The 22,567-nt window shown below is 68.1% G+C and carries 31 protein-coding genes; 11 read left to right on the top strand and 20 right to left on the bottom strand.

Annotated elements, in window-relative coordinates; genetic code table 11:
• Positions 1-10 precede the first annotated feature (10 nt).
• On the bottom strand, positions 11-817 hold the full coding sequence (locus ACXJJ3_RS01300) for an alpha/beta fold hydrolase (RefSeq protein ID WP_458167959.1): 807 nt from the start codon (positions 815-817) through the stop codon (positions 11-13).
• A 157-nt stretch (positions 818-974) separates the two neighbouring features.
• Between ACXJJ3_RS01300 and ACXJJ3_RS01295 the strand changes: the two genes are divergently transcribed.
• The gene (locus ACXJJ3_RS01295; RefSeq protein WP_458167958.1) at positions 975-1,697 is read left to right on the top strand and encodes a winged helix-turn-helix transcriptional regulator; all 723 of its coding nucleotides are present in this window, start codon (positions 975-977) and stop codon (positions 1,695-1,697) included.
• A gap of 102 nt (positions 1,698-1,799) precedes the next feature.
• Here the strand turns inward: ACXJJ3_RS01295 and ACXJJ3_RS01290 are convergent, their stop codons facing one another.
• Positions 1,800-2,018, bottom strand: coding sequence for a mycothiol transferase (locus ACXJJ3_RS01290; RefSeq protein WP_458167956.1), 219 nt, complete (start codon positions 2,016-2,018; stop codon positions 1,800-1,802).
• A gap of 7 nt (positions 2,019-2,025) precedes the next feature.
• Positions 2,026-2,151 carry a hypothetical protein gene (locus tag ACXJJ3_RS01285; RefSeq protein WP_458167955.1) on the bottom strand — a complete coding sequence of 42 codons (126 nt, stop codon included), beginning with the start codon at positions 2,149-2,151 and terminating at the stop codon, positions 2,026-2,028.
• Between the two features lie 116 nt (positions 2,152-2,267).
• Between ACXJJ3_RS01285 and ACXJJ3_RS01280 the strand changes: the two genes are divergently transcribed.
• Entirely contained in the window at positions 2,268-3,002 is a 735-nt protein-coding gene (locus ACXJJ3_RS01280; protein ID WP_458167954.1) for a class I SAM-dependent methyltransferase, read from the top strand.
• Positions 3,003-3,085: 83 nt separating this feature from the next.
• Here the strand turns inward: ACXJJ3_RS01280 and ACXJJ3_RS01275 are convergent, their stop codons facing one another.
• Positions 3,086-3,811, bottom strand: coding sequence for a class I SAM-dependent methyltransferase (locus ACXJJ3_RS01275; protein ID WP_458167953.1), 726 nt, complete (start codon positions 3,809-3,811; stop codon positions 3,086-3,088).
• Positions 3,812-3,905: 94 nt separating this feature from the next.
• Here ACXJJ3_RS01275 and ACXJJ3_RS01270 point away from each other — a divergent pair, with 94 nt between their 5' ends.
• The gene (locus ACXJJ3_RS01270) at positions 3,906-4,496 is read left to right on the top strand and encodes an acyltransferase (RefSeq protein ID WP_458167952.1); all 591 of its coding nucleotides are present in this window, start codon (positions 3,906-3,908) and stop codon (positions 4,494-4,496) included.
• 45 nt (positions 4,497-4,541) lie between these two features.
• The gene (locus tag ACXJJ3_RS01265; RefSeq protein WP_458167951.1) at positions 4,542-4,979 is read left to right on the top strand and encodes a hypothetical protein; all 438 of its coding nucleotides are present in this window, start codon (positions 4,542-4,544) and stop codon (positions 4,977-4,979) included.
• Positions 4,980-4,987: 8 nt separating this feature from the next.
• Here the strand turns inward: ACXJJ3_RS01265 and ACXJJ3_RS01260 are convergent, their stop codons facing one another.
• The 8 genes from ACXJJ3_RS01260 to ACXJJ3_RS01225 form a co-directional block, all read right to left on the bottom strand.
• A complete protein-coding gene (locus ACXJJ3_RS01260) occupies positions 4,988-5,146 on the bottom strand; it encodes a hypothetical protein (protein ID WP_458167950.1) in 159 nt (52 codons plus the stop codon).
• The gene (locus ACXJJ3_RS01255; protein WP_458167949.1) at positions 5,143-5,697 is read right to left on the bottom strand and encodes a phosphotransferase enzyme family protein; all 555 of its coding nucleotides are present in this window, start codon (positions 5,695-5,697) and stop codon (positions 5,143-5,145) included. The genes ACXJJ3_RS01260 and ACXJJ3_RS01255 overlap by 4 nt, the downstream gene beginning before the upstream one ends.
• 65 nt (positions 5,698-5,762) lie before the next feature.
• Positions 5,763-6,761 carry a GNAT family N-acetyltransferase gene (locus tag ACXJJ3_RS01250; RefSeq protein ID WP_458167948.1) on the bottom strand — a complete coding sequence of 333 codons (999 nt, stop codon included), beginning with the start codon at positions 6,759-6,761 and terminating at the stop codon, positions 5,763-5,765.
• A gap of 4 nt (positions 6,762-6,765) precedes the next feature.
• Positions 6,766-6,969, bottom strand: coding sequence for a mycothiol transferase (locus tag ACXJJ3_RS01245; RefSeq protein WP_458172009.1), 204 nt, complete (start codon positions 6,967-6,969; stop codon positions 6,766-6,768).
• Positions 6,970-6,991: 22 nt separating this feature from the next.
• Positions 6,992-7,261, bottom strand: coding sequence for a mycothiol transferase (locus ACXJJ3_RS01240; protein ID WP_458167947.1), 270 nt, complete (start codon positions 7,259-7,261; stop codon positions 6,992-6,994).
• A gap of 5 nt (positions 7,262-7,266) precedes the next feature.
• Entirely contained in the window at positions 7,267-7,848 is a 582-nt protein-coding gene (locus ACXJJ3_RS01235; RefSeq protein WP_458167946.1) for a dihydrofolate reductase family protein, read from the bottom strand.
• A gap of 249 nt (positions 7,849-8,097) precedes the next feature.
• Complete coding sequence (locus tag ACXJJ3_RS01230) at positions 8,098-8,316, bottom strand: hypothetical protein (RefSeq protein ID WP_458167945.1); 219 nt, start codon at positions 8,314-8,316, stop codon at positions 8,098-8,100.
• A complete protein-coding gene (locus ACXJJ3_RS01225; RefSeq protein WP_458167944.1) occupies positions 8,313-8,456 on the bottom strand; it encodes a hypothetical protein in 144 nt (47 codons plus the stop codon). The genes ACXJJ3_RS01230 and ACXJJ3_RS01225 overlap by 4 nt, the downstream gene beginning before the upstream one ends.
• A gap of 179 nt (positions 8,457-8,635) precedes the next feature.
• Here ACXJJ3_RS01225 and ACXJJ3_RS01220 point away from each other — a divergent pair, with 179 nt between their 5' ends.
• From ACXJJ3_RS01220 to ACXJJ3_RS01210, 3 genes are read left to right on the top strand one after another with little or no spacing between them, the layout of a single operon-like run.
• Complete coding sequence (locus tag ACXJJ3_RS01220) at positions 8,636-9,757, top strand: phosphotransferase enzyme family protein (RefSeq protein ID WP_458167942.1); 1,122 nt, start codon at positions 8,636-8,638, stop codon at positions 9,755-9,757.
• A gap of 30 nt (positions 9,758-9,787) precedes the next feature.
• Positions 9,788-10,186 carry an NUDIX domain-containing protein gene (locus ACXJJ3_RS01215; protein ID WP_458167941.1) on the top strand — a complete coding sequence of 133 codons (399 nt, stop codon included), beginning with the start codon at positions 9,788-9,790 and terminating at the stop codon, positions 10,184-10,186.
• Positions 10,147-10,884 (top strand): alpha/beta fold hydrolase, encoded by a 738-nt coding sequence (locus ACXJJ3_RS01210; protein ID WP_458167940.1) that lies wholly within the window; start codon positions 10,147-10,149, stop codon positions 10,882-10,884. Before ACXJJ3_RS01215 ends, ACXJJ3_RS01210 begins: the two co-directional genes overlap by 40 nt.
• On the opposite strand, the gene ACXJJ3_RS01205 is transcribed toward ACXJJ3_RS01210, so the two are convergent.
• On the bottom strand, positions 10,881-11,372 hold the full coding sequence (locus ACXJJ3_RS01205; protein WP_458167939.1) for a GNAT family N-acetyltransferase: 492 nt from the start codon (positions 11,370-11,372) through the stop codon (positions 10,881-10,883). The two genes, ACXJJ3_RS01210 and ACXJJ3_RS01205, sit on opposite strands and share 4 nt — an antisense overlap.
• A gap of 205 nt (positions 11,373-11,577) precedes the next feature.
• Here ACXJJ3_RS01205 and ACXJJ3_RS01200 point away from each other — a divergent pair, with 205 nt between their 5' ends.
• Positions 11,578-12,996 (top strand): methionine--tRNA ligase, encoded by a 1,419-nt coding sequence (locus ACXJJ3_RS01200; RefSeq protein WP_458167938.1) that lies wholly within the window; start codon positions 11,578-11,580, stop codon positions 12,994-12,996.
• A gap of 3 nt (positions 12,997-12,999) precedes the next feature.
• Here ACXJJ3_RS01200 and ACXJJ3_RS01195 read toward each other — a convergent pair whose 3' ends face one another.
• Positions 13,000-13,704 carry a class I SAM-dependent methyltransferase gene (locus tag ACXJJ3_RS01195; protein WP_458167937.1) on the bottom strand — a complete coding sequence of 235 codons (705 nt, stop codon included), beginning with the start codon at positions 13,702-13,704 and terminating at the stop codon, positions 13,000-13,002.
• An 80-nt stretch (positions 13,705-13,784) separates the two neighbouring features.
• Between ACXJJ3_RS01195 and ACXJJ3_RS01190 the strand changes: the two genes are divergently transcribed.
• The 3 genes from ACXJJ3_RS01190 to ACXJJ3_RS01180 are packed head-to-tail and all read left to right on the top strand — an operon-like array spanning position 13,785 to position 16,479.
• On the top strand, positions 13,785-14,708 hold the full coding sequence (locus tag ACXJJ3_RS01190; protein ID WP_458167935.1) for an aminoglycoside phosphotransferase family protein: 924 nt from the start codon (positions 13,785-13,787) through the stop codon (positions 14,706-14,708).
• The gene (locus tag ACXJJ3_RS01185; protein WP_458167934.1) at positions 14,708-15,826 is read left to right on the top strand and encodes a phosphotransferase family protein; all 1,119 of its coding nucleotides are present in this window, start codon (positions 14,708-14,710) and stop codon (positions 15,824-15,826) included. The genes ACXJJ3_RS01190 and ACXJJ3_RS01185 overlap by 1 nt, the downstream gene beginning before the upstream one ends.
• An 8-nt stretch (positions 15,827-15,834) precedes the next feature.
• Positions 15,835-16,479: a GNAT family N-acetyltransferase gene (locus ACXJJ3_RS01180; protein WP_458167933.1), complete on the top strand. Its 645-nt coding sequence runs from the start codon at positions 15,835-15,837 to the stop codon at positions 16,477-16,479.
• A 4-nt stretch (positions 16,480-16,483) separates the two neighbouring features.
• Here ACXJJ3_RS01180 and ACXJJ3_RS01175 read toward each other — a convergent pair whose 3' ends face one another.
• The 6 genes from ACXJJ3_RS01175 to ACXJJ3_RS01150 form a co-directional block, all read right to left on the bottom strand.
• Complete coding sequence (locus ACXJJ3_RS01175) at positions 16,484-17,533, bottom strand: Clp protease N-terminal domain-containing protein (RefSeq protein WP_458167932.1); 1,050 nt, start codon at positions 17,531-17,533, stop codon at positions 16,484-16,486.
• Between the two features lie 73 nt (positions 17,534-17,606).
• The gene (locus tag ACXJJ3_RS01170) at positions 17,607-18,737 is read right to left on the bottom strand and encodes a methyltransferase domain-containing protein (RefSeq protein WP_458167931.1); all 1,131 of its coding nucleotides are present in this window, start codon (positions 18,735-18,737) and stop codon (positions 17,607-17,609) included.
• 24 nt (positions 18,738-18,761) lie between these two features.
• Positions 18,762-19,487 (bottom strand): hypothetical protein, encoded by a 726-nt coding sequence (locus ACXJJ3_RS01165; protein WP_458167930.1) that lies wholly within the window; start codon positions 19,485-19,487, stop codon positions 18,762-18,764.
• A gap of 15 nt (positions 19,488-19,502) precedes the next feature.
• Entirely contained in the window at positions 19,503-20,948 is a 1,446-nt protein-coding gene (locus ACXJJ3_RS01160) for a hypothetical protein (protein WP_458167928.1), read from the bottom strand.
• 45 nt (positions 20,949-20,993) lie between these two features.
• On the bottom strand, positions 20,994-22,064 hold the full coding sequence (locus tag ACXJJ3_RS01155; protein ID WP_458167927.1) for an HAD family hydrolase: 1,071 nt from the start codon (positions 22,062-22,064) through the stop codon (positions 20,994-20,996).
• Between the two features lie 114 nt (positions 22,065-22,178).
• Complete coding sequence (locus tag ACXJJ3_RS01150) at positions 22,179-22,523, bottom strand: VOC family protein (protein WP_458167926.1); 345 nt, start codon at positions 22,521-22,523, stop codon at positions 22,179-22,181.
• Positions 22,524-22,567: the final 44 nt, after the last annotated feature.

The following is a 22,567-nucleotide window of genomic DNA, read 5'->3' as shown; positions in this document are numbered from 1 at the left end:
AGTCGACGGGTTACTGGTCGAAGAACGTCTTCAGTACACGGGCCATGAGTTCGGGGGCGACGACGTGTCCCTGCCCGTCGAGCGTGTGTCGTTCGGTCTGGGGGATGGCAGCGGCTATCGCTTTCGCGGAGCGGTCGAAGAAGTCGGTCGGGAGGTACGCCATCTGGGGCTCGGTGATCGGACCCTCGGTGGTCACCAGGACCGGCTGAGTGATGCGGGCAAGTCGGTCCGTGGGGATCTTGTAGTCATTGAGGACCAGGGCGTCCTTGACGAGCGTGTGGGCGAGCGCGACGGACAAGGCCCAGAACGGGTGCTGTTTGCCGGCCGCGATGTCCGCGTCGGGTCCGCCGGTAAGCCTCATGAACAGTTCCAGCATCTCCTCGTCCCGCCCGGCTTTGTCTGCCTCGTGGGTGTCCGCGAGGTACTGGTCGAACCTCGGCCGCAGGTCGTCCCCGATCACGTACGGCACATCCCACACCGCGATCTTGTCGATCGCCGAACCTGCCGCTGCTGCCTCCAGCGCGAGGGCGCCGCCAGATGAGGCGCCGTACAGGTGAGCTGAGCCGCCGGCTGTCGCAATCAGCGCGTTGAGGTCTTCCACCTCCCGCGCCACGGCGTACGGCGGTGTGTTGCCGCTGTCGCCCCGGCCGCGTCGTGCGTAGTTGTAGACCGTGAAATGGTTGGCAAGGAGCCGGGCCAGCGGCGCGTTCTCAGCGCCGTCGTCCAGGGTGCCGCCGACGAGGATCACCGCCGGGCCAGTGCCTTTCCGGTCGTAGGCGATCCTCGTACCGTCGGCGGACGTCACACGAAGTGTCATCTCGTTCACTGCTTCTCTCCCTATCTCGAGGCGTGGTCGTCACCGTCGGAGCATGTTGACCCGCGTCGTGTGCAGCCGATGACGGTGCCGTCGGCTCAGGTCACGATTGACGCTCCTAATTTAGGAGCGTTCACTCCTGTTGTCTACACTCGGGTGCATGAGCAAGAAGCGGGTGTTCGACGATCCCTGCGGCATCGCGCGAGCGCTGAACGCGGTCGGCGAGCGGTGGACGTTGCTCGTCGTGCGGGAGCTGATCTTCGGCCCGAAGCGCTACTCCGACCTGCACCGCGGGCTGCCGCAGATGAGCCAGAACGTCCTCGCGCAGCGGTTGCGCGAGCTCGAAGCCGACGGCCTGGTGCGGCGAAGGCACCTGGGACCGCCTGCGTCCGTCGCCGTGTATGAACTCACCGAGCGCGGGCAGGAACTGGAGCCCGTGCTCCGCGCGCTCGCCCACTGGGGGAGCCGCGCACCGCTGCCCGAGGACGGCGCGGCGGAACTGAGCGTCGACGCGCTGCTGTTCGCCCTGCGCGCCACCTTCGATCCGGCACTGGCGGGTGAGCTGTCGCTGCGCTGCCAGCTGGACGTCGCGGGCGATCGGTTCCGCATCGCCGTTGCGGGCGGACACCTCGAGGTGGACCGCGGTGAGCAAGCCGAACCCGATGCGTGGCTGACCGTGCGCGAGGCGGCGACATTGCGCGATCTGGTGTTCGCCGGTGCGGCGCTGCACGACGCCGTCGAGCGGGCAGACACCGACGTGGCGGGCGATACCGCGCGGCTCGCCGCACTGCTGCGCTGCTTTCCCGCAGCCGTGCGGTATCCGGCGCCAGAGGACCCCGGGCCGCCGGCCGACAGTTCAGACTCCGCGGGCTCAAACGCCTGATCCTGTCGGCTTCCACGCACGGATGACGTCGTCGCGACAACCTTCGGCGCTCCGTTTCCGCAGGTCAGGCCTGGGTTCTGTCCAGTCAGCGGGGGCAGTGGATCAGTCGCACGCGATTGACTCATCTGATGCGATACGAATTGTGAGCAGCCCGGGCGGCGCGCGATGGGCTGCCCAGTACTCCCTGTCCTGACCGTGCAGGATCGTTCCGGTGAGACCCGTGCCCACGTGTCCGTCCAGTTCCTCGCGCAGGATGTCAGCGTGACCGGCATGGCGGCTGGTCTCGGTGAGCAGGTGGACCAGGACGTTGAACAGCTTCACGTCTGGCCTACGCGACCACGTCGCTTTTCCAGTGGGAAAGTGGCCACAGTGAGGGCCGGTCGAACACCCCGCTGAAGTATCGCGCCTCGGTGACCGACAGGTGCAGGTATTCCTTGGCAAGGTCATCGATCACAACTTGCACACCGTCATGAGGCGGAGGGCGTTCAGCGCGACCGCGTGAGCAGGCTGGGGGAGGCGGTAGGTTGCATGGCTGTCCCTGGCTATCTGTCGTCGGAGAGGTGTGACCGGATGTCCACGATCAGTAACTCAGAGGCGATCGCGGCGTGGTCGGCGATGCCGACTGACGCGATTGAGGCGTACGACGATCAGGGCGACTTCCCCAAGCGCCACCTGCTGAATGGGAACCTGCTCCGGATGCTGGGGCCTGTCGCTGGTCGGAAGGTCCTCGATGCAGGCAGCGGCGAGGGCTATTTGAGCCGGCTGTTGGCCGAAGGCGGAGCCGAGGTGGTCGGCGTGGAGCCGGCTGCCGCATTGCTGGCGCGCGCTCAGAGGATCGAGCAGGAGCGGCGTCAGGGGATCCGGTTCGCGCAGGCTGACCTCTCGACGTTGCCGGAGGTTGGTCAGCCGTTCGACGCGGTGGTCTGCAGCATGGTGCTGCTCGCGATACCCGCCTGGCAGTCGGCGATGGCGGCGTGCGTCGGAGCGCTGAGGCCGGGCGGCCGGTTCGTCTTCTCGATCACTCATCCGGCGTTTGAGAGTCTCTACCCAACGTGGCGAGAGCACGGTCATTACCAACTTGATCGATACCTGGACGAGTACGAGCTGCCAGGCGGTCATGCACCCGACTTTCACCGCCCGCTGTCTGCCTACATCAACGAGGTCATCGGCCTAGGGTGTCGCGTGACGGAACTGTGCGAACCGAGACTGGATCCACAGGTTGCACGAGACAGCGGAATCGACGCGATCGAGTCCTACGTCGCGCTGCCGAACTTCCTGATCATCAGCGCCGAACGCGACGGATGAGGTCGTATCCACGGGCTATACAGACCACTAGTTGACATAATGTCCCTTATCGGCGCATCGCTGAGAGGCCTAGAAGGGGCTTCCTACTGGGCTTCGAGGACGAAGAAGATGAAGCTGATGAAGCGGGTTGGGTCGGTTTCGCTGTTCGGTAGCAGGTCGACGGGTGTGTCCGGTGAGACTGGTGGCTCGCTGATCGTGGAGATTTTGAAGCCGGCGGTGGTGAACGACTCCGACATTGCGCTCAGTGGGCGGTACCAGATCGTGAGGTTTGCGGAGACGCCGTCGAAGTCGTAGTCCTCCGTGTGCGGCACGGTCGCGAAGTAGTCGGACTTGGGGTACGCCACCGGGGTGATCACCGGGTGGTTGACCACGACGACCAGCCGACCGCCAGGCCTGAGTACCCGGCGCAGTTCGGTCAGCGGGCCGGACCAGTCCTCGAAGTAGTGCAGCACGAGCATGGCCGACGCGTCGTCGAAGGCCTCGTCGTCGTACGGAAGCGGCAGCGTCAGGTCGGCGACCTTCAGGTCGGCGTCGTCTCCGAGCCGCTCCCGGGCGAGCCGGATCATCGCCGGGCTTGCGTCGAACCCGGCGACGCTCGCTCCTCGCGCCTTCAATTCCGCGACGAGCGGGCCCGAACCGCAGCCGGCGTCCAGGATCCGGCGCCCGGTGACGTCACCCAGCAGATCGAGCACCGCAGACCGCGCGTACCAGCGGGTGTACAGACCGTTGTCGTTCGCGCGCCCGTACGCCTCGGCGAAGCTGTCGTAGTGGTCCGGTTCCTGATCGGCGGTCCGCGCATCGGAGGTCATGCCGAGCCAGTCTGCCAGGTCCGACGCGATGCTGCCTCTCCCCCGCGCTCATCGAACTGCCGCGCACGATGCAACATTGCGTAGCCTGGTGCGGGTGGACGGGCTTCGCGAGCAGCTGACGGCTTGGGTGCGGAAGTGGCGTTGGTATCAGCGGAGTTCGTTGCCGTGGAATCGGGGGCGGATCCACTGGGAGTTGATGCGGCGCGGAGCGTTCGCGCGGTGGCCGTTGCACGGCAACGTACTGGAGGCCCTGCGGGACGGGCGGCTCGAGGTCGGGGCCAACACCATGTTCGAGCCGAACGTGTGGATCACGATGGGCGACGAGGGGCGGGTGCGGATCGGCGAGGGTACGTTCCTCAACATCGCGGTGATGGTCGCGGCGCTCGACCTGGTGGAGATCGGGTCGCACTGCATGCTGGCGAACGGATGTTTCGTGACAGATGCCAATCATCGGTACGACGATCCGGATCGTCCGGTGCCGTGGCAGGGGTTCGATTCCAAGGGCCCGACGCGCATCGGCGACAACGTCTGGCTGGGCGCGAACGTGGTCGTCACGAGCGGCGTGACGATCGGCGAGAGGTGCGTGATCGGCGCGAACAGCGTTGTCACACAGGACATTCCGCCGTACTCCGTCGCGGCCGGCGCACCGGCGAAGGTCCTACGAGCCGTCACATACCAGCCCTGACAAGCTCTACCTCATCCGAAGCCGGCCGCAGGCTAGGATCGATCCGTGGCAGCGACAGCGTCTGGGGTGTTCCGGCGGACCGCGATCGAGCGGTCGGATCAACGAGTCTCGTGGGAACGAACGGATCAGGCGTTCTTCTCGAGCGGGGCGTGCCACGTGCTGGCCTGGACGTGCAGGGACTTCTATCCCGATCAGGAAATCGGCTTGGCGGCGTTGTACATCGGTGACTTCGACCATCCGCTGCACGTGTACGCGAGGTTGGACAGGTGGGCGTTCGACGCATCGGGATGGAACCCTGAATCCGAACTCCTGCAGGTCAACAGCGACTTCGAAGGTCTCCCCGTCCGTGAGGTGGAGACGATCACCACTGACCTTCGGGAGTTCTGCGAGAAGCACGTCCATCGACAACCGCACCAATACTGGGCAGATCCGACGGAACGCGCCCGCACCTACGTGGCTCGCTACACCCCACCCTGGCTCTAGCCGTATCGTCAGGCTGCGCAGAACGGGCGGGCGAGTGCGAGGTCGGCGTCGACTCGACGCAGCCCCTCGAAGCCCCAGCTGTTGATGCCCTCGTGTTCGCGCGGCGCCAGCAGCGCGTGACCCCAGTCCAGCAACGCTGCGACGCGACCGTTGCCGTCGATGATCACGTTGTGCGGAAACAGGTCGTGGTGGCACAGGACGTGGGGTACGTCGATTGCGCGCGCCCGTGCGATCCCGCTTCGAGCCGGTCCACGCTGGCGAGGACCTCGTCTCGGCGACCGGCGAGCCATGGGTGATCCTGGCGATCACGCAGTGCCTCGATGCACCACTCACGCAGATCGGCCCGCGGCAGGACGAGGCCGGCTATCTCGTGGACGGCGCGCATCGCCCGCGCGATCGTTTCCGGGTCGTCCCGCGTTGCCTGCCGGCCCTCGACGTACGGGAACAAGGCGTAGCGCCGGCCGAGGTGCTCCCCTGTGTACGAGCCGTCACGCGCTCGCTGCGCAGCCGGAACCGGGATGCCGCGAGCCGCCAGCTCGACCGTGAGCGCCAGCGCAGCATCACTGTCGGGCTCCTGACGCCACAGCTTCACAAACCACCGACCGTCTGTGAACGCATCCGCCTCGAACCCGCCCTCACGCGACCGAAGCTCACCCACCGCGATCCCGAAGGCGTCACGGACCTGAGCCGTCGTCGGCGGTCGCACCTCGCTCCACATAGCCCCAAGACACTACAGGCGTCGCGCCGTCTGCTCCCCCAGCGGTCAGTTCCAGATCGCTGGATCTACGGCAGGTGTGTGAAGCCGATGTAGTCCGCATCAGCTGGCCCTGGGCGTGAGGTTCCGTCGCGGGTCCAGCCGTGTCGTTCGTAGAAGTGGATGGCGCGGGAGTTCCGCTCCCAGACGTCTACCTCGCCCATGGCGTCGGCCTGGCGGGTGATGGAGACGAAGCGTTCCATCAAGGCGGTACCAACGCCGCTCGACCAATGGTCTGGGTCGACAAAGATGCCGACGAGACGAACGCGCCTCTCGTGCGGTGCATTGGTCGGAAAGACGCCGTTCGCATCGAGCGTGATCACGCCGACGATTTCGTCTCGTACGACGGCCACCAGGACGGTGAGTCGATCGTCCGCCACCATGTTGCGCCAGATCTCCCGATATCTCTCATCAGGAATCGCGGGCACCTCGTGACCGCCGGCGCGGTAATACGCAGCCCGGGACCGCGCACGCAACCCCGCCAGCGGATCACCGTCGCCTGGTGCTGCGTCTCGAATACGGAATAGGTCCAGTAGATAGAGGCTGAACGTTGTTGGCGTTCCGTCCGGCTGGGTGTCTCGATTGGATTGATAATCCCGGACGTATTTGAAGCCGGCCTTCTGCGCAACGCGGACTGACGGGATGTTGTCCGGCTCGACGCGGATCGCGGCGCGTTTTCCGATTTCGTTGGTTCGGAGGAGGTCGCAGATCAGCCGGACGGCTTCGACTGCGACGCCTTGGCCGCGGGCCCACGGGTGGATGGTGTAGGCGAGCGACACGTCGTCCGGTTCCAGGCCGTCGTCGAGGTTTGGGGTGTAGTCGATGTAGCCGCAGAGGCGATCGGACTTCCAGATCCCGAAGCCTCGCTTGCCCACTCCCCTGGCAGCATTTCTCGCGAGCGATTCGAAGTACGTGATGGTGCCTTCGACGTCGCCGTAGCCTCCGGTCAGCCAGCGGACGGTGAGTTCGTCCTCCCCCGCACAGTGCGCTTCCGCGTCCGCCGCGGTCAACGGTCTGAGTTCGATCATCTGGTCAGTATCCGCGAGAGCCGTCGAGTTGTTCGCGCAGGATGTCCAGGTGGCCGAGGTGCCGAGCCGTTTCCTCGAGCATGTGGGTCAGGATCCATCGCAGCGACACCGGGGTGAATTGCGGTGGCGTGAAATGCTGAATCGTGGTGAGAGACAATTGGGCAACGATGCGCCTTGATTGCGCACATTCACCTTCGTAGCTGTTCAGGAGGTCGGTGATTGCTCGACCTTCAGCAGACCAACCGCCGTCCTCGTCCCGCTCGAATGGCCTCGCTTGTCAGGGAAGGGAAGCTTCCGGCGAACCAGTCGTGTTCGGTTTGGCGGAGGTGTGAGACGACTCCGGCAATTGTCATACGGGGGGATGTTTCCAGGAGGGCGCGATCGGCTAACTCAGCCGGCAAATCGTGGACCTTTCGGCGGACGGTGGCTCGTTGCCAGTCGAGGAAGCCGGTTAGTACTTCGCGCTCGTCGGCGGCGCCGTTGGGGAAAGCACGCTCCATGGGAGTCAGCGGCGTACCTGGTAGCGGAGGTGCAGGACTCGGTTGGCGCGGAGTACCACGTCTGGGTCTTCTAGTAGGTGCTGCGAGTCGACCGAGCCGAAGTAGCGTTTGCCGGAGCCGAGGACGACCGGTACGACGTCCATCCGGACCTCGTCGATCAGGCCCGCGGCGAGAACCTGGCCGCCTACGTCGCCGGCGGCTACCTCGACGATGCGGTCCCCGGCGAGTTCCTGCGCCTTCGCAATCGCTGCCTCGACGCCGTCGACGAAGTGGAACGGCGCGGCCGGGTCCCAACCCTCGGGCGCCGGGCGGTGCGTGACGACGACAACGTGGTCGACTCCGGCCGGGGGCTTCCCGTCCCAGCCGTCGGTCAGGTCGAAGACGCGGCGGCCGGCGACGGTGACACCGATCGAGTCCCAGTACGGGCGGGTGTAGTCGTACGACGCCTGTGACACCCTGAGCGCGCCGCTCTCGTCCAGCGGGACGTCACCGCTGATCAGCCAGTCGAACAGCGGTCCGGGCTGGTCGTTTTCGTCCGCGACGAAGCCGTCCACCGACACCGAGCTGTACATGACCACTTTGCCCACGGGGCCCTCCTCATTCTTCGGGTTGCCCTCAAGCTAGCTTGTCGCGCACGGTTGTTCTTGTAAGAAATCAATCGGCCGGCGAGCGCGCCCCAGTCGATCGGTCCGGCGGGATCGATCGACTCCCCGATCGCCACCGCTCCCCGATCGTCACCGCTCCCCTGGTCGCCCCGATCAGGCTGCTCGTCTGGCTGACCAGCCCCAGCCCGGCGGTCCCACGTAGCCGTCCCAGCAACTCCTGTTCGAGCAGCGTCAGCATCTCGTCGGGTCCGTTCGCCGAGTCGAGCCGGTCGCGCAGCCCCGCAACGGCGGCGCGTCCCCACACCGCTCGATCGTCACCGGCCGGTCGCACAGCTCGGCCGCGGGCAACGGCAGGAACGGCGCCATCCCCCACGCCTTCAGGTGTACGTCGACCGACCGCGTCCCAGGCGGGTACCCGGACTCCATCGCGCGGGTCGGCGTCGTGATCACGCAGCCGTCGGCGTACCCGCGAGGTAGTAGAGGTCGTCGATCAGCCCGTCCAGCGGCGGCCGCGGTGCTCTCGGCACGTACTCCACGCACACCGGCATCACCGATGACGCACCGGCGTCGCGCGCCGCGATGGTTGACACCGTACTGCGGGCCGGACCATCATCGGGACTGGCGTTGACCTGACGCCGAGCCTGCGAGGACCTGCCCCAGCCGGGGCCTCGGGATGGCGAAGGGGAATCTGCCCTCACGGTCGCGACCAGTTCAGGCCTGTTCGAGTGTCACGTTGCTGGGGAACGAGGACATGTCGAGGAGGCTTGTCATGACCAAGCAGAGCAGCTTCAAGCGCGCCGTCCGCGAGCGTGCCCGCGCCACGGGGCAGCGGTACACCCAGGCGCGCGCCGATCTGGAACTGGCGAACCGGCAGGAGTTCGTGCGTTCCCGCCCGTTCGACCAGGCGGCGCTCAGGGCTCATCTCGAGGAGTACTACGGGATCGGCATCACCTCGATCCTGCCGATCGACGACGACCCCGCGACGCGTCCGCGCGACTCGTGGCCGGGGCACTACCCGTGGACCCTGGTCGTCAAGCACGCCGACGGACAGCAGTGGATCGCGCGGATCTTCTCGTCCTCGGCCGACCGGGTCAGCCGGGTCCGGGAGGATGCGGAGATCCTGCAGTACCTCGCCGCGCATGACTTCCCGGCCGAACGGGTTGCCCGCGAGGATGCAGTGACGGCGCTCGACGGGAACGGGATCATCGTCACCGAGTTCCTCGACGGGGGTCGTCCGAGTGCCGACTCCCCCGCTGTCTGGTACGAACTCGCGGGTCTGCTGGGGCGGCTGCATCGACTGCCCGGTGGCGCGGGCGCTGTCGCGCGGGACGGTGGTGCTGAGGAGCACGACGGCGGGTACCACGTGGGCCGGCCGAAGGAGGATCTGGCGGCCGCGATGGGTTTCCTGGTCAGCGTCGAGGCCAAGGTGGACGCCGCCAACCGTCCGAAGTTCGAGTGGCTGCGGGATCAGGTCGAGGCCGCCGACGACGCAGAAGGTCTGCCCGAGGCGCTGACCCACAGCAACTACCATCCGTGGGCCGCCGTCGGTGCGCCCGGCGATCTCTCGATCGTCGGCTGGGCTGGCTCGGGGCGCGGGCCTCGGCTGCCGGCGCTGGCCTGGCTGCTGCGTACTGCGGCCGAAGGGAACGACGCCGAGAGCATTGCGGCAGTCATGCGCGGATACTCCGAGCACGTCGAGCTCACCACCGAAGAACTCGACAGGCTCCCGTCGATCCTCACCATGCGCCCGTTGTGGCTGGAATGCCTCGACTTCCGGATGACGGTCAACAACGGCGGTACGCGCGCGATGGACGAGGGCTGGATGCAGCTCAGCAGCCACGAGTTCGCGGAACGGCTGACGGCTCAGGCGATCGACGGACTCGGCCAGTGATTGTCGGTGCCCGCGTCTAGGATCCCGCGCATGGTCGCCCGGATTCAGATCGCAACCGCCGTACTCGTACGCAACGGCCTCGTACTCCTGGCGCATCGCCACCCGATGCGCCAGGCGTACCCCAACACCTGGAGCTTCCCCGGCGGCCACGTCGAGCCAGGCGAACAACCCCACGAGGCCGCGGCCCGCGAATGCCTCGAGGAAATCGCCGTACACATCCACAACCCGCAGCCGATCGAGATGAAGGTCAGCAACCGCACCGTCGACATGCACGCCTTCCTCGTCACCCACTGGACAGGTGAACCCACCAACATCGCCCCGGAAGAACACGACACCCTCCACTGGTTCCACCCGAACGAACTCGCCGACATCCAACTCGCCCACCCGGAATGCCTCGCGAGTATTCAGAACGCTGTCCAGTGCGTCTGACGACCAGGCAGTGGGGTGACGGCGATCGGGTGGCTGTTCTGCTGCACGGGATGCTGGGGTCGGCCGAGCAGTTCTGGAGGGTCGGGCCTGCGCTCGCCGATCGTGGCTACCGAGCCGTTGCCCTCGACCTGCCCGGTCACGGCAGTTCGCCGGCGGCGCCCGCTGCTGATCTCGCGCTGTTCGCCACGTCGGTTGTCGAGACTGTGGGATCGGCGCCTGAGCTCGCGATCGGCCATTCGCTGGGCGCCGTCGTGCTCGCGGAAGCGCTCCCCGCGCTCAAGCCTTCGAGAGCTGTGTACGTCGACGCCCCGCTGTCGGATGCCACGTCGGATGCGGTGCAGGAGGACGCGTTGGCGGCACGCTTCACCGCGGCGCGGGACGGCCGTACGGTCGAAGCACTCAGGGTCAGCCGGCCGCTGTGGTCCGAGGAGGACCGCGCCGTGGAGGCGAGAGCAGCACAGCAGTTCGACGTCGCGACGGCCGTTGCCCTGGAATTGGCCTACCAGGGGTTGCATCCATCGAGCGCCGACACGCCCTCCTTGGTGATCCGCGCGGAGCCGAGCCGATTCGTGTCGCAGAGGCGTGCGGAAGAACTCCAGCTGCTTGGTTTCGAGGTTCGATCAGTCCCTGGAGCCGGCCACAGCATTTGGTACAGCCATTTCGACGAGTTCATCACCGCTCTCGACGGCTGGGCCTAACGAGCGAGTTGCCTGCGCATCAGGGTGATTTGGGTTTGGTAGCGGGTGATGGTGCCGTCTGGGGATTGTTGGTTCCAGGAGGCGGGTTCGGTCGTGGTTGGTTGGTAGCCGAGACGTTCGTAGAGGGCGCGGGGGCGGGGGTTGTTGTTGTCTACGCCTAGTTCTACCCAGGTGAGGCCTCGTTTGCGGGCTTGGTGTTCGAGGGCGGTGATGAGGGTGGTGCCGATGCCGCAGCCGCGGAGGTCGGGGTGGACGGCGAGTTGCCAGAGGGTGGCGGCGTCGGGTGGTTTTGTGTAGTCGATTCCGCCTACGGCGATGGGGCGGGCGGACGGTGGGCAGATCGCCAGGTAGTCGACCTCGCCGCGGTGCGCTCGGTGGATGGCTTCGGTCAGGTAGGCGAGGTCGGTTGGTGTGCCGTACCAGCCGCAGTTGGGGAGGTCTGCTTCGGTCAGCGGGCGGATGGTCAGTGGGAGTACGACCTCGGTCATACGGCGCAGCTTGGCATGGGAAATGGGTCGTGGGGAGGGCGGGGCGGCGGTAGCCTCGGGGCATGGTTGTTGCGTGGCGGCGAATGATGGGCCCCTTGGTGGGTCCCGTCGTCATGCGCTGAATTGCAGCCGGTCGAGCCCACGGCATGTGGGCTCGCGGTGAGGTGGGGCCTGCCTGTCGGTGTGTCAGGAAGGACACCCAACTGTGAACGGGTACTACATCACCACCGCACTCCCCTACGTGAACGCCGCTCCGCATCTCGGGCATGCGCTCGAGTTCGTGCAGGCAGACGTGCTCGCGCGGCATCGGAGGCTGCGCGGTCAACCGGTTCGGTTTCTGTCCGGTACGGACGATCACGCGCTGAAGAACGTCCTCGCCGCGAGGAACGCCGGCGCACCGGTCGCGGCATACGTAAGGAACGCGGCGGACAGATTCGAGGCGTTGCAGGGCGTTCTCGGGTTGAGTTGTGACGACTACATCCGGACGTCGTCCGACCCGCGGCATCGCCCGGGCGTCGAGTACTTGTGGGAGCGATGCGCCTCCGCAGGTGACTTCTACCAGCGCGCCTACACAGGTCTGTACTGCGTCGGCTGCGAGCAGTTCTACGAGCCGGACGTCGGCGTCTGCCCGGAGCACGGTACGCGGCCCGAGGAGGTCACCGAGACCAACTGGTTCTTCCGCCTCTCGAGGTACGGCGGGCAGATCAAGGAGGCGATCACCTCCGGCGCCGTCACGATCAACCCGCCCCAGAAGCGTAACGAAGTACTCGCGCTGATCGACAGCGGTCTCCAGGACTTCAGCGTCTCCCGGCCGGCGGAGCGCGCCGGCGGATGGGGCATACCAGTCCCCCGCGACCCGAGCCAGGTGATCTACGTCTGGTGGGACGCGCTCGCCAACTACCTCACCGCACTCGGCGTCGACCGGCGGAGCCCGGAGTACGAGTCCTGGTGGGCCGGAAGCGGTGAACGCGTGCACGTGATCGGCAAGGGCATCACGCGCTTCCACGCCGTCTACTGGATCGGCCTCCTGCTCTCGGCCGGGCTGCCGCTCCCGACCACCGTCCACGTACACGACTACGTCAACGTCGGCGGCGCCAAGCTCTCCAAGAGCACCGGCAACGTGGTCGATCCGGTCGACCTCGTCGATGCGTACGGTGCGGACGCCCTGCGCTGGTGGATCACCCGCGAGGTCCCGCTCCTCGGCGACACCGAGTTCACCGCCGGACGCCTCGTCCAGGCGTACAACACCGACCTGGCGAACGGGATCGGCAACCTCGTCAACCGTACGACGACCCTGCTCCGCAAGTACTACGACGAACCGCTCGTCCAGCCGGCCCACGACCCGCTCCCGGCGAGGATCGACGCCGCCCTCAGCACCGCGGACTTCCGGGCAGCGACCGCGCACCTGGTCGCCGCCGTCACCACCGCCAACCAACTCCTCAATGCAGCGGAACCGTGGAAGACACCCACGAGCCCCGAGTCCCACCGAGTCCTCAGCCTGGTCGCACACGCCTGCCGCACGATCAGCACCGAGCTCTCACCGTTCTGCCCGGCCGGCGCCGCGCGGCTCCTGGCGCAGGTGGACGGCGCGGCGACCGGACCGGTCTTCGCCAGGATCACCTGAGGTTCAGGCGGCCTCGAGGACGAAGAAGATGAAGCAGATGAAGCGTGGGTTCGGCACGTGCCGCAGCTCGGCAGGGATCACGTCGCGGGGCGTGTCCGGGTCGATCGGCGGTTCGGTGATCGACACGATCCGGAAGCCCGCCGCGGTGAACGAGTCGGTCATCGTCTGCAGCGGCCGGTGCCAGTTGGTGTAGATGACGGTACGGCCCTCGTGTTCGGCGTCGTACGTGAACTCGGTGACGTCGAAGTACTCGCCGTCCGGGTTCAGCGCCGTGTACACGATCGGGTGGTTGACCGAGAGGATCAGGCGGCCGCCGGGCTTCAGGACGCGGTGCAGTTCGGCGAGCGGCTTGGTCCAGTCCTCGAGGTAGTGCAGGACGAGTGACGCGACGACGTCGTCGAACGCGGCGTCGTCGTACGGGAGCGGCTCGGAGAGGTCGCCGGCGGTGAGTTCGACGTCGGGGCCCAGGCGACGGCGGGCGAGTTCGAGCATGGCGGTGCTCTGGTCGAAGCCGGTGATGATTGCCCCCTTGTCGCGGAGCGCGGCCGACAGCGGCGCGGACCCGCAGCCGACCTCGAGGATGCGGCGGCCCTCGACGTCCCCGGCGAGCTTCACCATCGCGGGTCGTTCGTAGTGGCCGTTGAGCAGATTGGTCTCGTTGTCCGCGGAATACGCCTCGGCGAACTCGTTGTAGTCGGTCTTCGGCATCCCCTGATCCAACAGCAACGATGGAGCACTGTCGAGAAAACCGGAGGCCGGGGCGCGGGCACGTCGGGCATGCTGTCCGGATGAGTGAGACGCCGGATCTTGGTCCCGTGCCGGAGCGCATCGACGTCCAGGCGCCGCTGGTACGGCGTCTTGTGGCGGAGCAGTTCCCGCAGTGGGCGGGGCTCGCCGTACGGGCGTTGGACAACGGCGGCTGGGACAACCGGACGTTTCACCTCGGCACCGGCATGCTCGTCCGGATACCCAGCGCGGCCGAGTACGCGCAGGCGGTCGAGAAGGAGCACCGGTGGCTCCCGGTTCTGGCTCCCCTGCTGCCGCTGCCGATCCCGGTGCCGCTGGCACACGGGGAACCGACGGCGGAGTACCCGCATCCGTGGTCGGTCTACCGGTGGATCGACGGCGTGACCGCCACGGCGGACGGCATCGCCGATCCGGTGCGGTTCGCGCTCGACCTCGCCGGATTCCTCGCCGCACTGCAGAGCGTCGACGCCGGCGACGGACCGCAACCCGGCATCCACAACTGGTACCGCGGTGGCACGCTGCGAACGTACGACAACAACACGCGGAGCGCGTTCGGCGAACTCGCCGGGCAGGTCGACGTGGAGCTGGCGCGCGAGATCTGGGCGGATTCGCTCGCCGCGCGCTGGGACCGGGTGGATCGCTGGTTCCACGGCGACATCGCCGAGGGGAATCTGCTGCTGACCGACGGGCAGCTCTCGGCCGTCATCGACTTCGGGACCTGTGGCGTCGGCGATCCGGCCTGCGACCTGGCGATCGCGTGGACGCTGCTGAACGCGGACGGTCGGCGCGCGTTCCGGGAGCGCCTGGCGGTCGACGACCCGACCTGGGCGCGCGGTCGCGGCTGGGCGCTGTGGAAGGCACTCGCCACCTACAGATCCACGTACGACGACCCCGGCGATGCGGCGACCGCGGCCGCCGCGAAGCATGTTCTGGGCGAGATCTTCGCCGAGTACCAGGACCGCTGATGCACTATCCACTGACGGACGAACGGCGCGACGCGGTACTGGACGGGCTCGCGGACGTCTGGGGGCATCGGCCGGTGGTGGTCGACGCGCGGAAGGTCGGGCACCAGTGGGCGCCGGTGACGCGGCTGGTGTTCGATCGCGACGAGCCGGTCATCGTGAAGACGCGCCGCGTGGACGGCGAGGGGCACGGCGGGCCGGCGTATCTGCGGCGCGAGGTCGCGGGGCTGCGGACGGCCGCGGCCAGTGACGTCGCAGCACGGGTGATCCTGGTCGACGACCGGGCCGGCGTTGTCGTCCAGTCGGACCTTGGCCAGTGGCCGACGCTGGAGACAGTCCTGCTCGGCGACGACCCGGATCGTGCCGCCGCCGCGATGGTCGACTTCGCGCGAACCGTCGGACGGTTGCACGCGACCACGCGGGGCCGTCGCGCGGACCACGAGCGGGCGCTCGCCGAGTTCGGCGAGGCCGACGTCACGACGGGCGACGGCGTCGGGACCGGAGGCGTCCGCCGCTGGGACGAGGTCGAGCGAGCGTGTGCGGAGCTTGATCTCCCGGACGCCGGCATCGCCCGCGACGACATCGCGTTCGTCCGCGGGCAGTTGGACGAGCCGGGTCCGTACGCCGCCCTCGTCCACCACGACCTCAACCCGACGAACGCGCTCGTCACCGACCGCGGCGTACGGCTCGTCGACTTCGAAGGGGCGGGCTTCGGCCACCTCGGCTTCGACGCCTCCTTCCTGCACTACCCGTTCCCGCACTACAGCGCGCACTGGTGCACGTTGCCGGACGCAATCATCCGGGACGCGGACGACGCCTACCGCGGCATCGTCGCGCTCGACGGCCTCGACCAAGCGGTCGCGATCGGGGCTGCGGCAGCCATCGCCAGCCGGGTGGTCCGCCTGCCTCTCGTTGCCCGCGGCGACCAGTCGGCCCACGACAGCTGGCGGCGGCGCGGGCAGATCGTCCAGCAGATCGGCGTGTTCGACCGCCTGGCTGCGCGGGCCGGAGTCCTGCCCGGGCTGGCGCGGTGGTCCCGCGAGCTCGCCGCCGCGATGACGGCCCGCTGGACCGACGCCACCAATCCCCCGCCGCGCCTGTTCCCCGCTTTCAACCGTTAGGGTGCCTTGTGCTGAGCTATCCCCTCCTCGATGTGCGTGTCAGTACGCCGCGACTCGAACTGCGCGCCGCCACCGACGACCTGCTGGAGCAGCTCGTGCCGGTGGTGCACGCCGGCAAGATGACCGCCGAACCGGCGCCGTACGACGATCCGAGCACGTTCTACGAACAGGACCCGGATCTCCGGGTGGCCAAGTGGTTGCGGGCGATGTGGCGTGGTCGCGGGATCGTCGAAGACGACCGGTGGCGGATGAACTTCGCCGTTGTCGTCGACGGCGAGCCGGTAGGGATGCAGGACGTCATCGGCGTGAGCTTCTCGGCGTTCGGGACCGTCACGTCGTTCTCCTGGCTGTCCGCCGACCACCGCGGGCGCGGGATCGGCACGGAGATGCGGCAGGCGATCCTGCATCTCGCGTTCGAGGGGCTCGGCGCGAAGGAGGCGGGCAGCGACGCGTTCGTCGACAACGTCGGGTCGAACGCGGTCTCCCGGTCCCTCGGGTACGAGCCGAACGGGTTCGACTGGGCGACGCGCCGCGGCGAACCCGTCCTGCTCAACCAGTGGCGACTGACGCGGCAGGCCTGGGAACAACGTCGCCGGTACGACATCGAGCTGCACGGCATCGACGCCTGCCGCGCTCTGTTGCCGTTGTCCTGAGCAACTACTCCGCCAGCCGCGCGGCGATCTCGGACTTGATCGTCGTCTGCAGAGCGTCCGAAGTGAAGCCGAGACTCCGCAGGATCCGCGCGGCGCCGCTGTCCTCGACGCGGATCAGCCCGAGCAGCGTGTGTTCGGTACCGACCCAGTCGTGCCCGAGTTCGCCCGCCGCGCGGATCGTCTCCTTGATCGACTCCTTGCTGTCGGCCCCGAACGCGATGTGCCCCTGCAGCGCCTCCGCCCCGGCGGCGGGCAGTGCGGCCTCGATCGCGTCGCGGACCTGCTGCTCCGAGGTGTCGTGCGCGGTCAGTACGTCGTACGCCAGGCCCCTCGGCTCCGACAGCAGGCCGAGCAGCAGGTGCTCGGTCGCGATGAGGTCGTGCTTGTGGGTCCGGGCGGCCTCCTGGGCGAGGACGATGCAGTGCCGGTTCAGGTTCGTGTACCGGGCGAAGACGTCGGAGGTACGGGGCCGGTCGGCGCCGGAGACGCCGAGCGCGTCGCCGATGTCGCTCCACGAGGCGCCGCTGAGTTTGGCCTCGCTGACGTAGTGGTCGACGAGTTGCTCGCCGAGGTCGGTCAGCGCGCGGGCGCGGCGACGAGCCTCGGCGATCCGGGCCAGGTCGTCGGCGTCCGGGTGGTCCTCGTACACGCCGGCGATCAGTTCGCCGAGGCTGATGTTCAGTGCTTCCAGTGCTTCCAGTGCTTCCGGTGTTGCCATGGTGTTGTCCTGTCCTGTGAGTAGGGCAACGAGAGACGTGATGACCTCACGCGCCGAGGCCCGGTCCGCCTCGACGACGCGCCAGTACGACAGCACCTCGTCGGCGGCGTCCCGCGGGGTCGCGGCCCGGATGATCGCGGCGATCCGCGGCAGCGGTACGGCGGCCGACCGGAGCCGGGCCACCAGGCGGGCCTGGTCCACCTGGTCGTCGGCGTAGTACCGGTAGCCGTTGTACGGGTCGACCGCGGCGGGTGTCAGCAGGCCGAGTTCGTCGTACAGGCGGAGCGCCTTCGCGGTCAGCCCTGTCGCCCGCGCGAACTCTCCGATACTCAGCACGTGGGGTCCCATCCTCTCGACTGCGGCGCCGGTGCGCCTGAAGCCGACCCTCGGCATTCCCCTAGGGTCAAGGTCAACCCAGGCGGCTGCGGTACGTCAGCAGGCCGTCGACGCCGCGGGTGAAGGTGTCGCAGATCGGCGCCGGATCGGTCAGGCAGCCGGCGGTCATGGCGCCGTCGCGGAGCATCACGAAGTGCCGGGCGGCCGGTTCGGGGTCGGGTTTGCCGGTGGCGGTGAAGAGCTCGGTCATCGTCGCGAGGAACCAGTCGCGGTGCTTGAGGACGGCCTGGTGGACGGGGTGGGCCGGGTCCGGGTACTCGGCGGCGGCGTTCAGGAAGGCGCAGCCGCGGAAGCCCGGGCCGGTGATGTCGTCGGTGATGGACGTCGCGACCGCGCGGATCACGTCGTCGGGGCTCGCGTCCGTCGTACGTGCGTCGGCGACGCGGGCGCGCATCGCGTCGTCGGCGGCAGTCAAGTAGGCGACGGTGAGGTCGTCCTTGCTCGGGAAGTGCCGGTAGAGCGTGGCACGCGTGACCTGCGCCTCGGCAATCACCCGGTCGACGCCGACCGCGTGGATCCCCTCCGAGTAGAAGAGTCCAGTGGCCGTGCTGAGCAGCCGCATCCGCGCTTCCGACATCCGCTTCCCCATCCGTTCGACGTAACACCCTCGACGGTAGCAGATAGAACGATCGGTCTTGCTCGCGCGGTGCGACTCAGGCGCCCGGCGACCAGGTCGCCTTCCACAACTCCACGGACGGCCAGTCGGCTGCGTGCCGCCGTCGGAGCGCGCGATCCGGACGACGTCGGCGTACGGACAGCTGAGTCGGCCGGTGGCGGCCGGGGCGTCCGGGGGTGTGCAGAGTTCGACGAGGGTCGAGTTCCGGAGGAAGATCAGCCGCCCGCCGGGACGGAGGAGCCGCGCGGCCTCCGGGATCCAGAGGGCCGGGTCGCACCAACTGCTGGCGCCGTACTCGCTGATCGCGACGTCGAACGAGTCGTCCGGCAGCGGGACGCTCTCCGCGTTCCCGTTGATCAGCGGGAAGCGCAGGCCGGTCTTGTCCTGCAGCGTCCGCGCCGTGGCCAGCTGCTCCGCAGAGTTGTCGATGCCGACGGAGCGCCCGCCGGCTCGCAGTACCCAGGCCCCGATGTACGCCGTACCGCACCCGAGGTCGATCACGTCCTTGCCGCTGACGTCGGGCAGCACGTGCAGCTCGGTCTCCGGGGTCGCTCAGAGGCCGATGATCGTGTTGACGGCGGCGAGCAGCTGCGCTGGGTCGGTGTACGGCGTTGCCGCTCCGGTCGGACCCGCTAGCAACCAGGTGTCCTGCCAGGTGACGGTGTAGATCTCGTGGCGGTAGTTCTCGAACTCTATGAACTGTTCCTCGCGGCGGTCCTCTCTCGTCACTCGGGAGGCGAGGAGTTGGGGGCGGGTGAAGCCGCGGCGAGTTGCGAGGTGGCCGTCGTCGCCGCGGAAGCGGGCTTTGAAGTACGGGCGCGGGTCGGTGCGGTCCCACCTGGTGCCTTGGACGCCGGGCGCGCGGTTGCACCGGTAGCTGGCGTCCTGCAGGTCCTCGTCGCCCGCGAATTCACAGCGGTACGCCGGTACGACGGACCGGACCGCGGCCTGTGCCTCCGGATCGTCCGGATGTTTCTGGTGCACCGCCGGGGACACCGCGACCACCAGCGAGAACCCGTACCCGGGATGGCTGAACCCGTCGACCACCACCAGCGGCTGATCGCGCAGCAGTTCGGCGCTGTGCTCCCGGCAGAACGACAGCAGCGCGACCGCGAGACCCTCGTGGTACGAGTCCAGCGCGAAGGCCTCGAAGGCGTGCTCCCCCGACAGTGCCGCGACCGAGTCCAGCCCAGGCGCCTTGCTCCAGTGCCAGGCATCCGTCATCCCGCCGAGAGCGGTCGCGCCGGGCTCGGCGGAGTACATCGCGCGCAGGTCCATCTCCCGGACCCTAGCTCAGTCGAGGAGCAGCAGCTCCGCGAAACCGCCGTCCACCGTGATCGTCGCCCGCGCCTCCGTCCGGGACGTGTGCCGCAGCGGGACCGGGACCAGCCGGCCGGTCCGTCGGTCCAGGCGCAGCAGCCGGTTGCCGTGGGCAAACGTCAGCGTGATCTCCTGGCGACCGCCGGCCGCGAAGCCGCCGGTGGCGTCGAAGTCACCGGACGGGTTCGGCCCGATCAGCCCGTTCAGCACCATGAACGCGCGCCGGTCCGGCCGCCAGCCGACTCCGGGCAGCGGGCGGAACGAGCCGATCAGGACGTCGCCCGGGTGCCCGTCGTTCGCGCCACCGACGTCGCGGGAGGTCACGTCGACGACGCCGGACGGGTCGGGAGCGAACGAGTCGATCCACTCCGGTTTCCGGTTCGGCACGATCGCGCCGGCCGGATCGCGGTGGACGCCGGTGACGAAGTGCACCTCCTCGGTCAGCAGCTGGACGAGGTACGGCGACAGCGTGCGGCTCTGGCGGACGATGTTCGCGAGCTGGGCGAACTGCGGCGAGTGGCTGCCGTCCGGCCGGTTGAGCAGGAACACCGCCGGGTCCAGCTCCCAGCGGAAAAACATCACCCAGCGGGCGCCCATCGTCCACGGCATGAAGTACAGGAACGCCAGCTCGGACTCCGACGGCACGTAGTTGTACGCGTCGCCGCCGCCCTTGTAGCCCTGCGAGTAGTGCCCGAACGCGATCGGCCGCCGGTAGTCGCCGTCCAGCCCGGCCAGCGCGACCCGGCGGTAGTGCGCGATGTCGTCGTACGGGTCGCTGATGTTGCCGGTCTCGTACGGCGCCGGCGACTGGAAGTGGTACCAGTCGGTGGTCAGCAGGTCCGGCTTCGCGTACTCGACGTACGTGTGCAGCTGCGGCTCCGGCCAGAGCACGCCGGGCTGGTTGTTGTGCACGAGTACGTCGTCGCCGACCTGCGCGCGGACGACGCCGAACCACTGGCGCAGCCACTCGATCATCTGCTCGCTGTACGACTCCTCGTCGCCGACGTTGAACGTGAGCAGGTTCTTCGCGTTCGCGCGCTGCTCCGGGGTCCACAGGATCTGTTCGTCCGGCGCCGGTCCGCGGGTCAGTGAGCCCCAGTTGTCGTCGCGCGGGTACGCCGCGATCCCCCACGGCGTGTTCCGCGGCAGCGCAGCCATCAGCCCCGGGTGGTAGAAGTCGCGCTCGTAGAACGTCGGCTGCGTGAACGAGGACTGCAGCCACTCGGCGGCGCTCGGGACGTACCGCCCGGTCTGCGGGGTCGTCACCCAGGCGCCGGCGCTGAGACCGCGCTTCAGGAAGACGCGGTACGGGCGGGTCAGCTCGAGGGCGGAGGTGGCGGCCTGGGCCGGCAGCGCGGTGGCGGCCGCGGTCGCAGTCGCAGTTGCCAGGGTCAGGCCGAGGAAGTCGCGTCGTCTCATGGCCGAGAATCTTCACTTGTCCTGACATGGAAAACAAGAGTCTGGTCAGGCTGTGCTGCGGGCGTCGACGCCGTGCTCCTCGAAGAGCGTGTGCAAGGTGTCGTGGCCCTGGGTGAAGTCCCATTGGTCGGCGCGCAGACCGGCGGCGCGGGCACCGGTGATGTTCTTCGCGGTGTCGTCGATGAACAGGATCGTGCCGGGTTCGGCGCCGATCCGGCCTGCGGCGCGGGTGAAGAACGCCGGGTCGGGTTTCGCGACGCCGAGGTCGTACGAGTAGCAGCTGACGTCGAAGAGCTCGTCGTACCCGAGCGCCGTCCGCATGTGCGCGCCGCGGTACTTCTCCTGGTTGGTGCCGAGGTGGACGCCGTACCCGTTCCGCCGCAGCGCCCGGACGATCTCGAGCGACTCCTCGATCAGCACGATGTTCTTCCAGACCGCGTCGTACACCTCGGTCACCGGCGTGCGTACGCCGTACCGCTGGAGCGACTCGGCCAGCAGCGGCAGATAGTCCCCCTCACCAGCAAGCATCGGCAGCTCGTCGGACCACGTCTGGTGCAGAAACTCCTTCGCCCGCTCCCCCAGATACGGCTCCAGCGCCGAGTACCAACCACCCGGCAGATCCTGCAAAACCCCATCCGCATCGAACAACACATGCCGAACCGGGGATGCTGCGACGGCTCGCTTGGAACCACCGGCCGTCGGCGTGAGCGTGATACCGGTCGGCAGCGGCGTCTGTTCACCGCGGACGTACGGCACCACGCCGACCTGGAACTCGTCCTCGTACACCACGGTCCCGGGATCCGTCGACGTCACGCGCTCCCAGGCGACGTCGTGAGCGGACAGGATCGCGCACAACGTGTCGGCCCGCTCCTGCATCGGCGCCGGGATCGGTCCCTTGAACCACGTCACGGCGCCGACAGTGTTGCCGTCGGCGTAGAAGTCCGGGTTCGGCAACTCGGCGAGGAACCAGTCGTCGATGTCGAGGTACTGTGCCTCCTCCGCCGCCGACAGCCGGCCCGCCCGCCGCAGGTGGTCCACCGCGACGAACAGGCCGACCTCGATGCCGAGCCGGCCGCGATAGCCGGCCTGCAGGCGGACGTAGCTGGGCTCAGTCATGCACCAGATGATGCCCTACGGGCTCCTCGGTGGGCTTGGGCTCGCGTGGTTCGCCCGCTTTGGGGTGGGTGCCGTACAGGGCCGCGCGGACCTCCGGAGGGAGGGTGCACATGGTCAGGACGGGTCTTGGAGGAGGCCGAGGACGTTGCCGTCGGGGTCGGTCACGAGGGCTACCAGGCGGCCGTTCGAGACGTCCTTCGGGGGCGACTTCAGGGTGCCGCCGGCCCCGACGATCGCCTTGATGCGGTCCTCGATGTCGGTCACGTGCCAGTGCGCGATCGGCGCGGTCATGTCGCTGTTCGGGACCAGGCCGATCTGCTGGCCGGCGGCCTCGAAACCGACGTAGTACGGCGAGTCCGCGACCGGCTCGACGCCGAGCAGCGCGGCGTACACCGGCTTCGCCTTCTCGATGTCCGTCACCGGGTGCAGGATCGTCTGGACGCCTTGTGTGGTGGTCATTTCATCTCCAGTTCGAGTGGTCTTCCAGCACGACCAACGCTATT

The organism is Kribbella sp. WER1 (assembly GCF_054189145.1).
This window is presented reverse-complemented; position numbering and strand designations above follow the sequence as displayed.

Bases quoted from the DNA above. Each gene is read 5' to 3' on its own strand.
- ACXJJ3_RS01300 (WP_458167959.1), bottom strand. From the start codon at position 817: ATGACACTTCGTGTGACGTCCGCCGACGGTACGAGGATCGCCTACGAC.
- ACXJJ3_RS01295 (WP_458167958.1), top strand. From the start codon at position 975: ATGAGCAAGAAGCGGGTGTTCGACGATCCCTGCGGCATCGCGCGAGCG.
- ACXJJ3_RS01280 (WP_458167954.1), top strand. From the start codon at position 2,268: ATGTCCACGATCAGTAACTCAGAGGCGATCGCGGCGTGGTCGGCGATG.
- ACXJJ3_RS01275 (WP_458167953.1), bottom strand. From the start codon at position 3,811: ATGACCTCCGATGCGCGGACCGCCGATCAGGAACCGGACCACTACGAC.
- ACXJJ3_RS01255 (WP_458167949.1), bottom strand. From the start codon at position 5,697: ATGTGGAGCGAGGTGCGACCGCCGACGACGGCTCAGGTCCGTGACGCC.
- ACXJJ3_RS01250 (WP_458167948.1), bottom strand. From the start codon at position 6,761: ATGATCGAACTCAGACCGTTGACCGCGGCGGACGCGGAAGCGCACTGT.
- ACXJJ3_RS01240 (WP_458167947.1), bottom strand. From the start codon at position 7,261: ATGGAGCGTGCTTTCCCCAACGGCGCCGCCGACGAGCGCGAAGTACTA.
- ACXJJ3_RS01220 (WP_458167942.1), top strand. From the start codon at position 8,636: ATGACCAAGCAGAGCAGCTTCAAGCGCGCCGTCCGCGAGCGTGCCCGC.
- ACXJJ3_RS01215 (WP_458167941.1), top strand. From the start codon at position 9,788: ATGGTCGCCCGGATTCAGATCGCAACCGCCGTACTCGTACGCAACGGC.
- ACXJJ3_RS01210 (WP_458167940.1), top strand. From the start codon at position 10,147: ATGCCTCGCGAGTATTCAGAACGCTGTCCAGTGCGTCTGACGACCAGG.
- ACXJJ3_RS01205 (WP_458167939.1), bottom strand. From the start codon at position 11,372: ATGACCGAGGTCGTACTCCCACTGACCATCCGCCCGCTGACCGAAGCA.
- ACXJJ3_RS01195 (WP_458167937.1), bottom strand. From the start codon at position 13,704: ATGCCGAAGACCGACTACAACGAGTTCGCCGAGGCGTATTCCGCGGAC.
- ACXJJ3_RS01190 (WP_458167935.1), top strand. From the start codon at position 13,785: ATGAGTGAGACGCCGGATCTTGGTCCCGTGCCGGAGCGCATCGACGTC.
- ACXJJ3_RS01185 (WP_458167934.1), top strand. From the start codon at position 14,708: ATGCACTATCCACTGACGGACGAACGGCGCGACGCGGTACTGGACGGG.
- ACXJJ3_RS01165 (WP_458167930.1), bottom strand. From the start codon at position 19,487: ATGGACCTGCGCGCGATGTACTCCGCCGAGCCCGGCGCGACCGCTCTC.
- ACXJJ3_RS01160 (WP_458167928.1), bottom strand. From the start codon at position 20,948: ATGAGACGACGCGACTTCCTCGGCCTGACCCTGGCAACTGCGACTGCG.
- ACXJJ3_RS01155 (WP_458167927.1), bottom strand. From the start codon at position 22,064: ATGACTGAGCCCAGCTACGTCCGCCTGCAGGCCGGCTATCGCGGCCGG.
- ACXJJ3_RS01150 (WP_458167926.1), bottom strand. From the start codon at position 22,523: ATGACCACCACACAAGGCGTCCAGACGATCCTGCACCCGGTGACGGAC.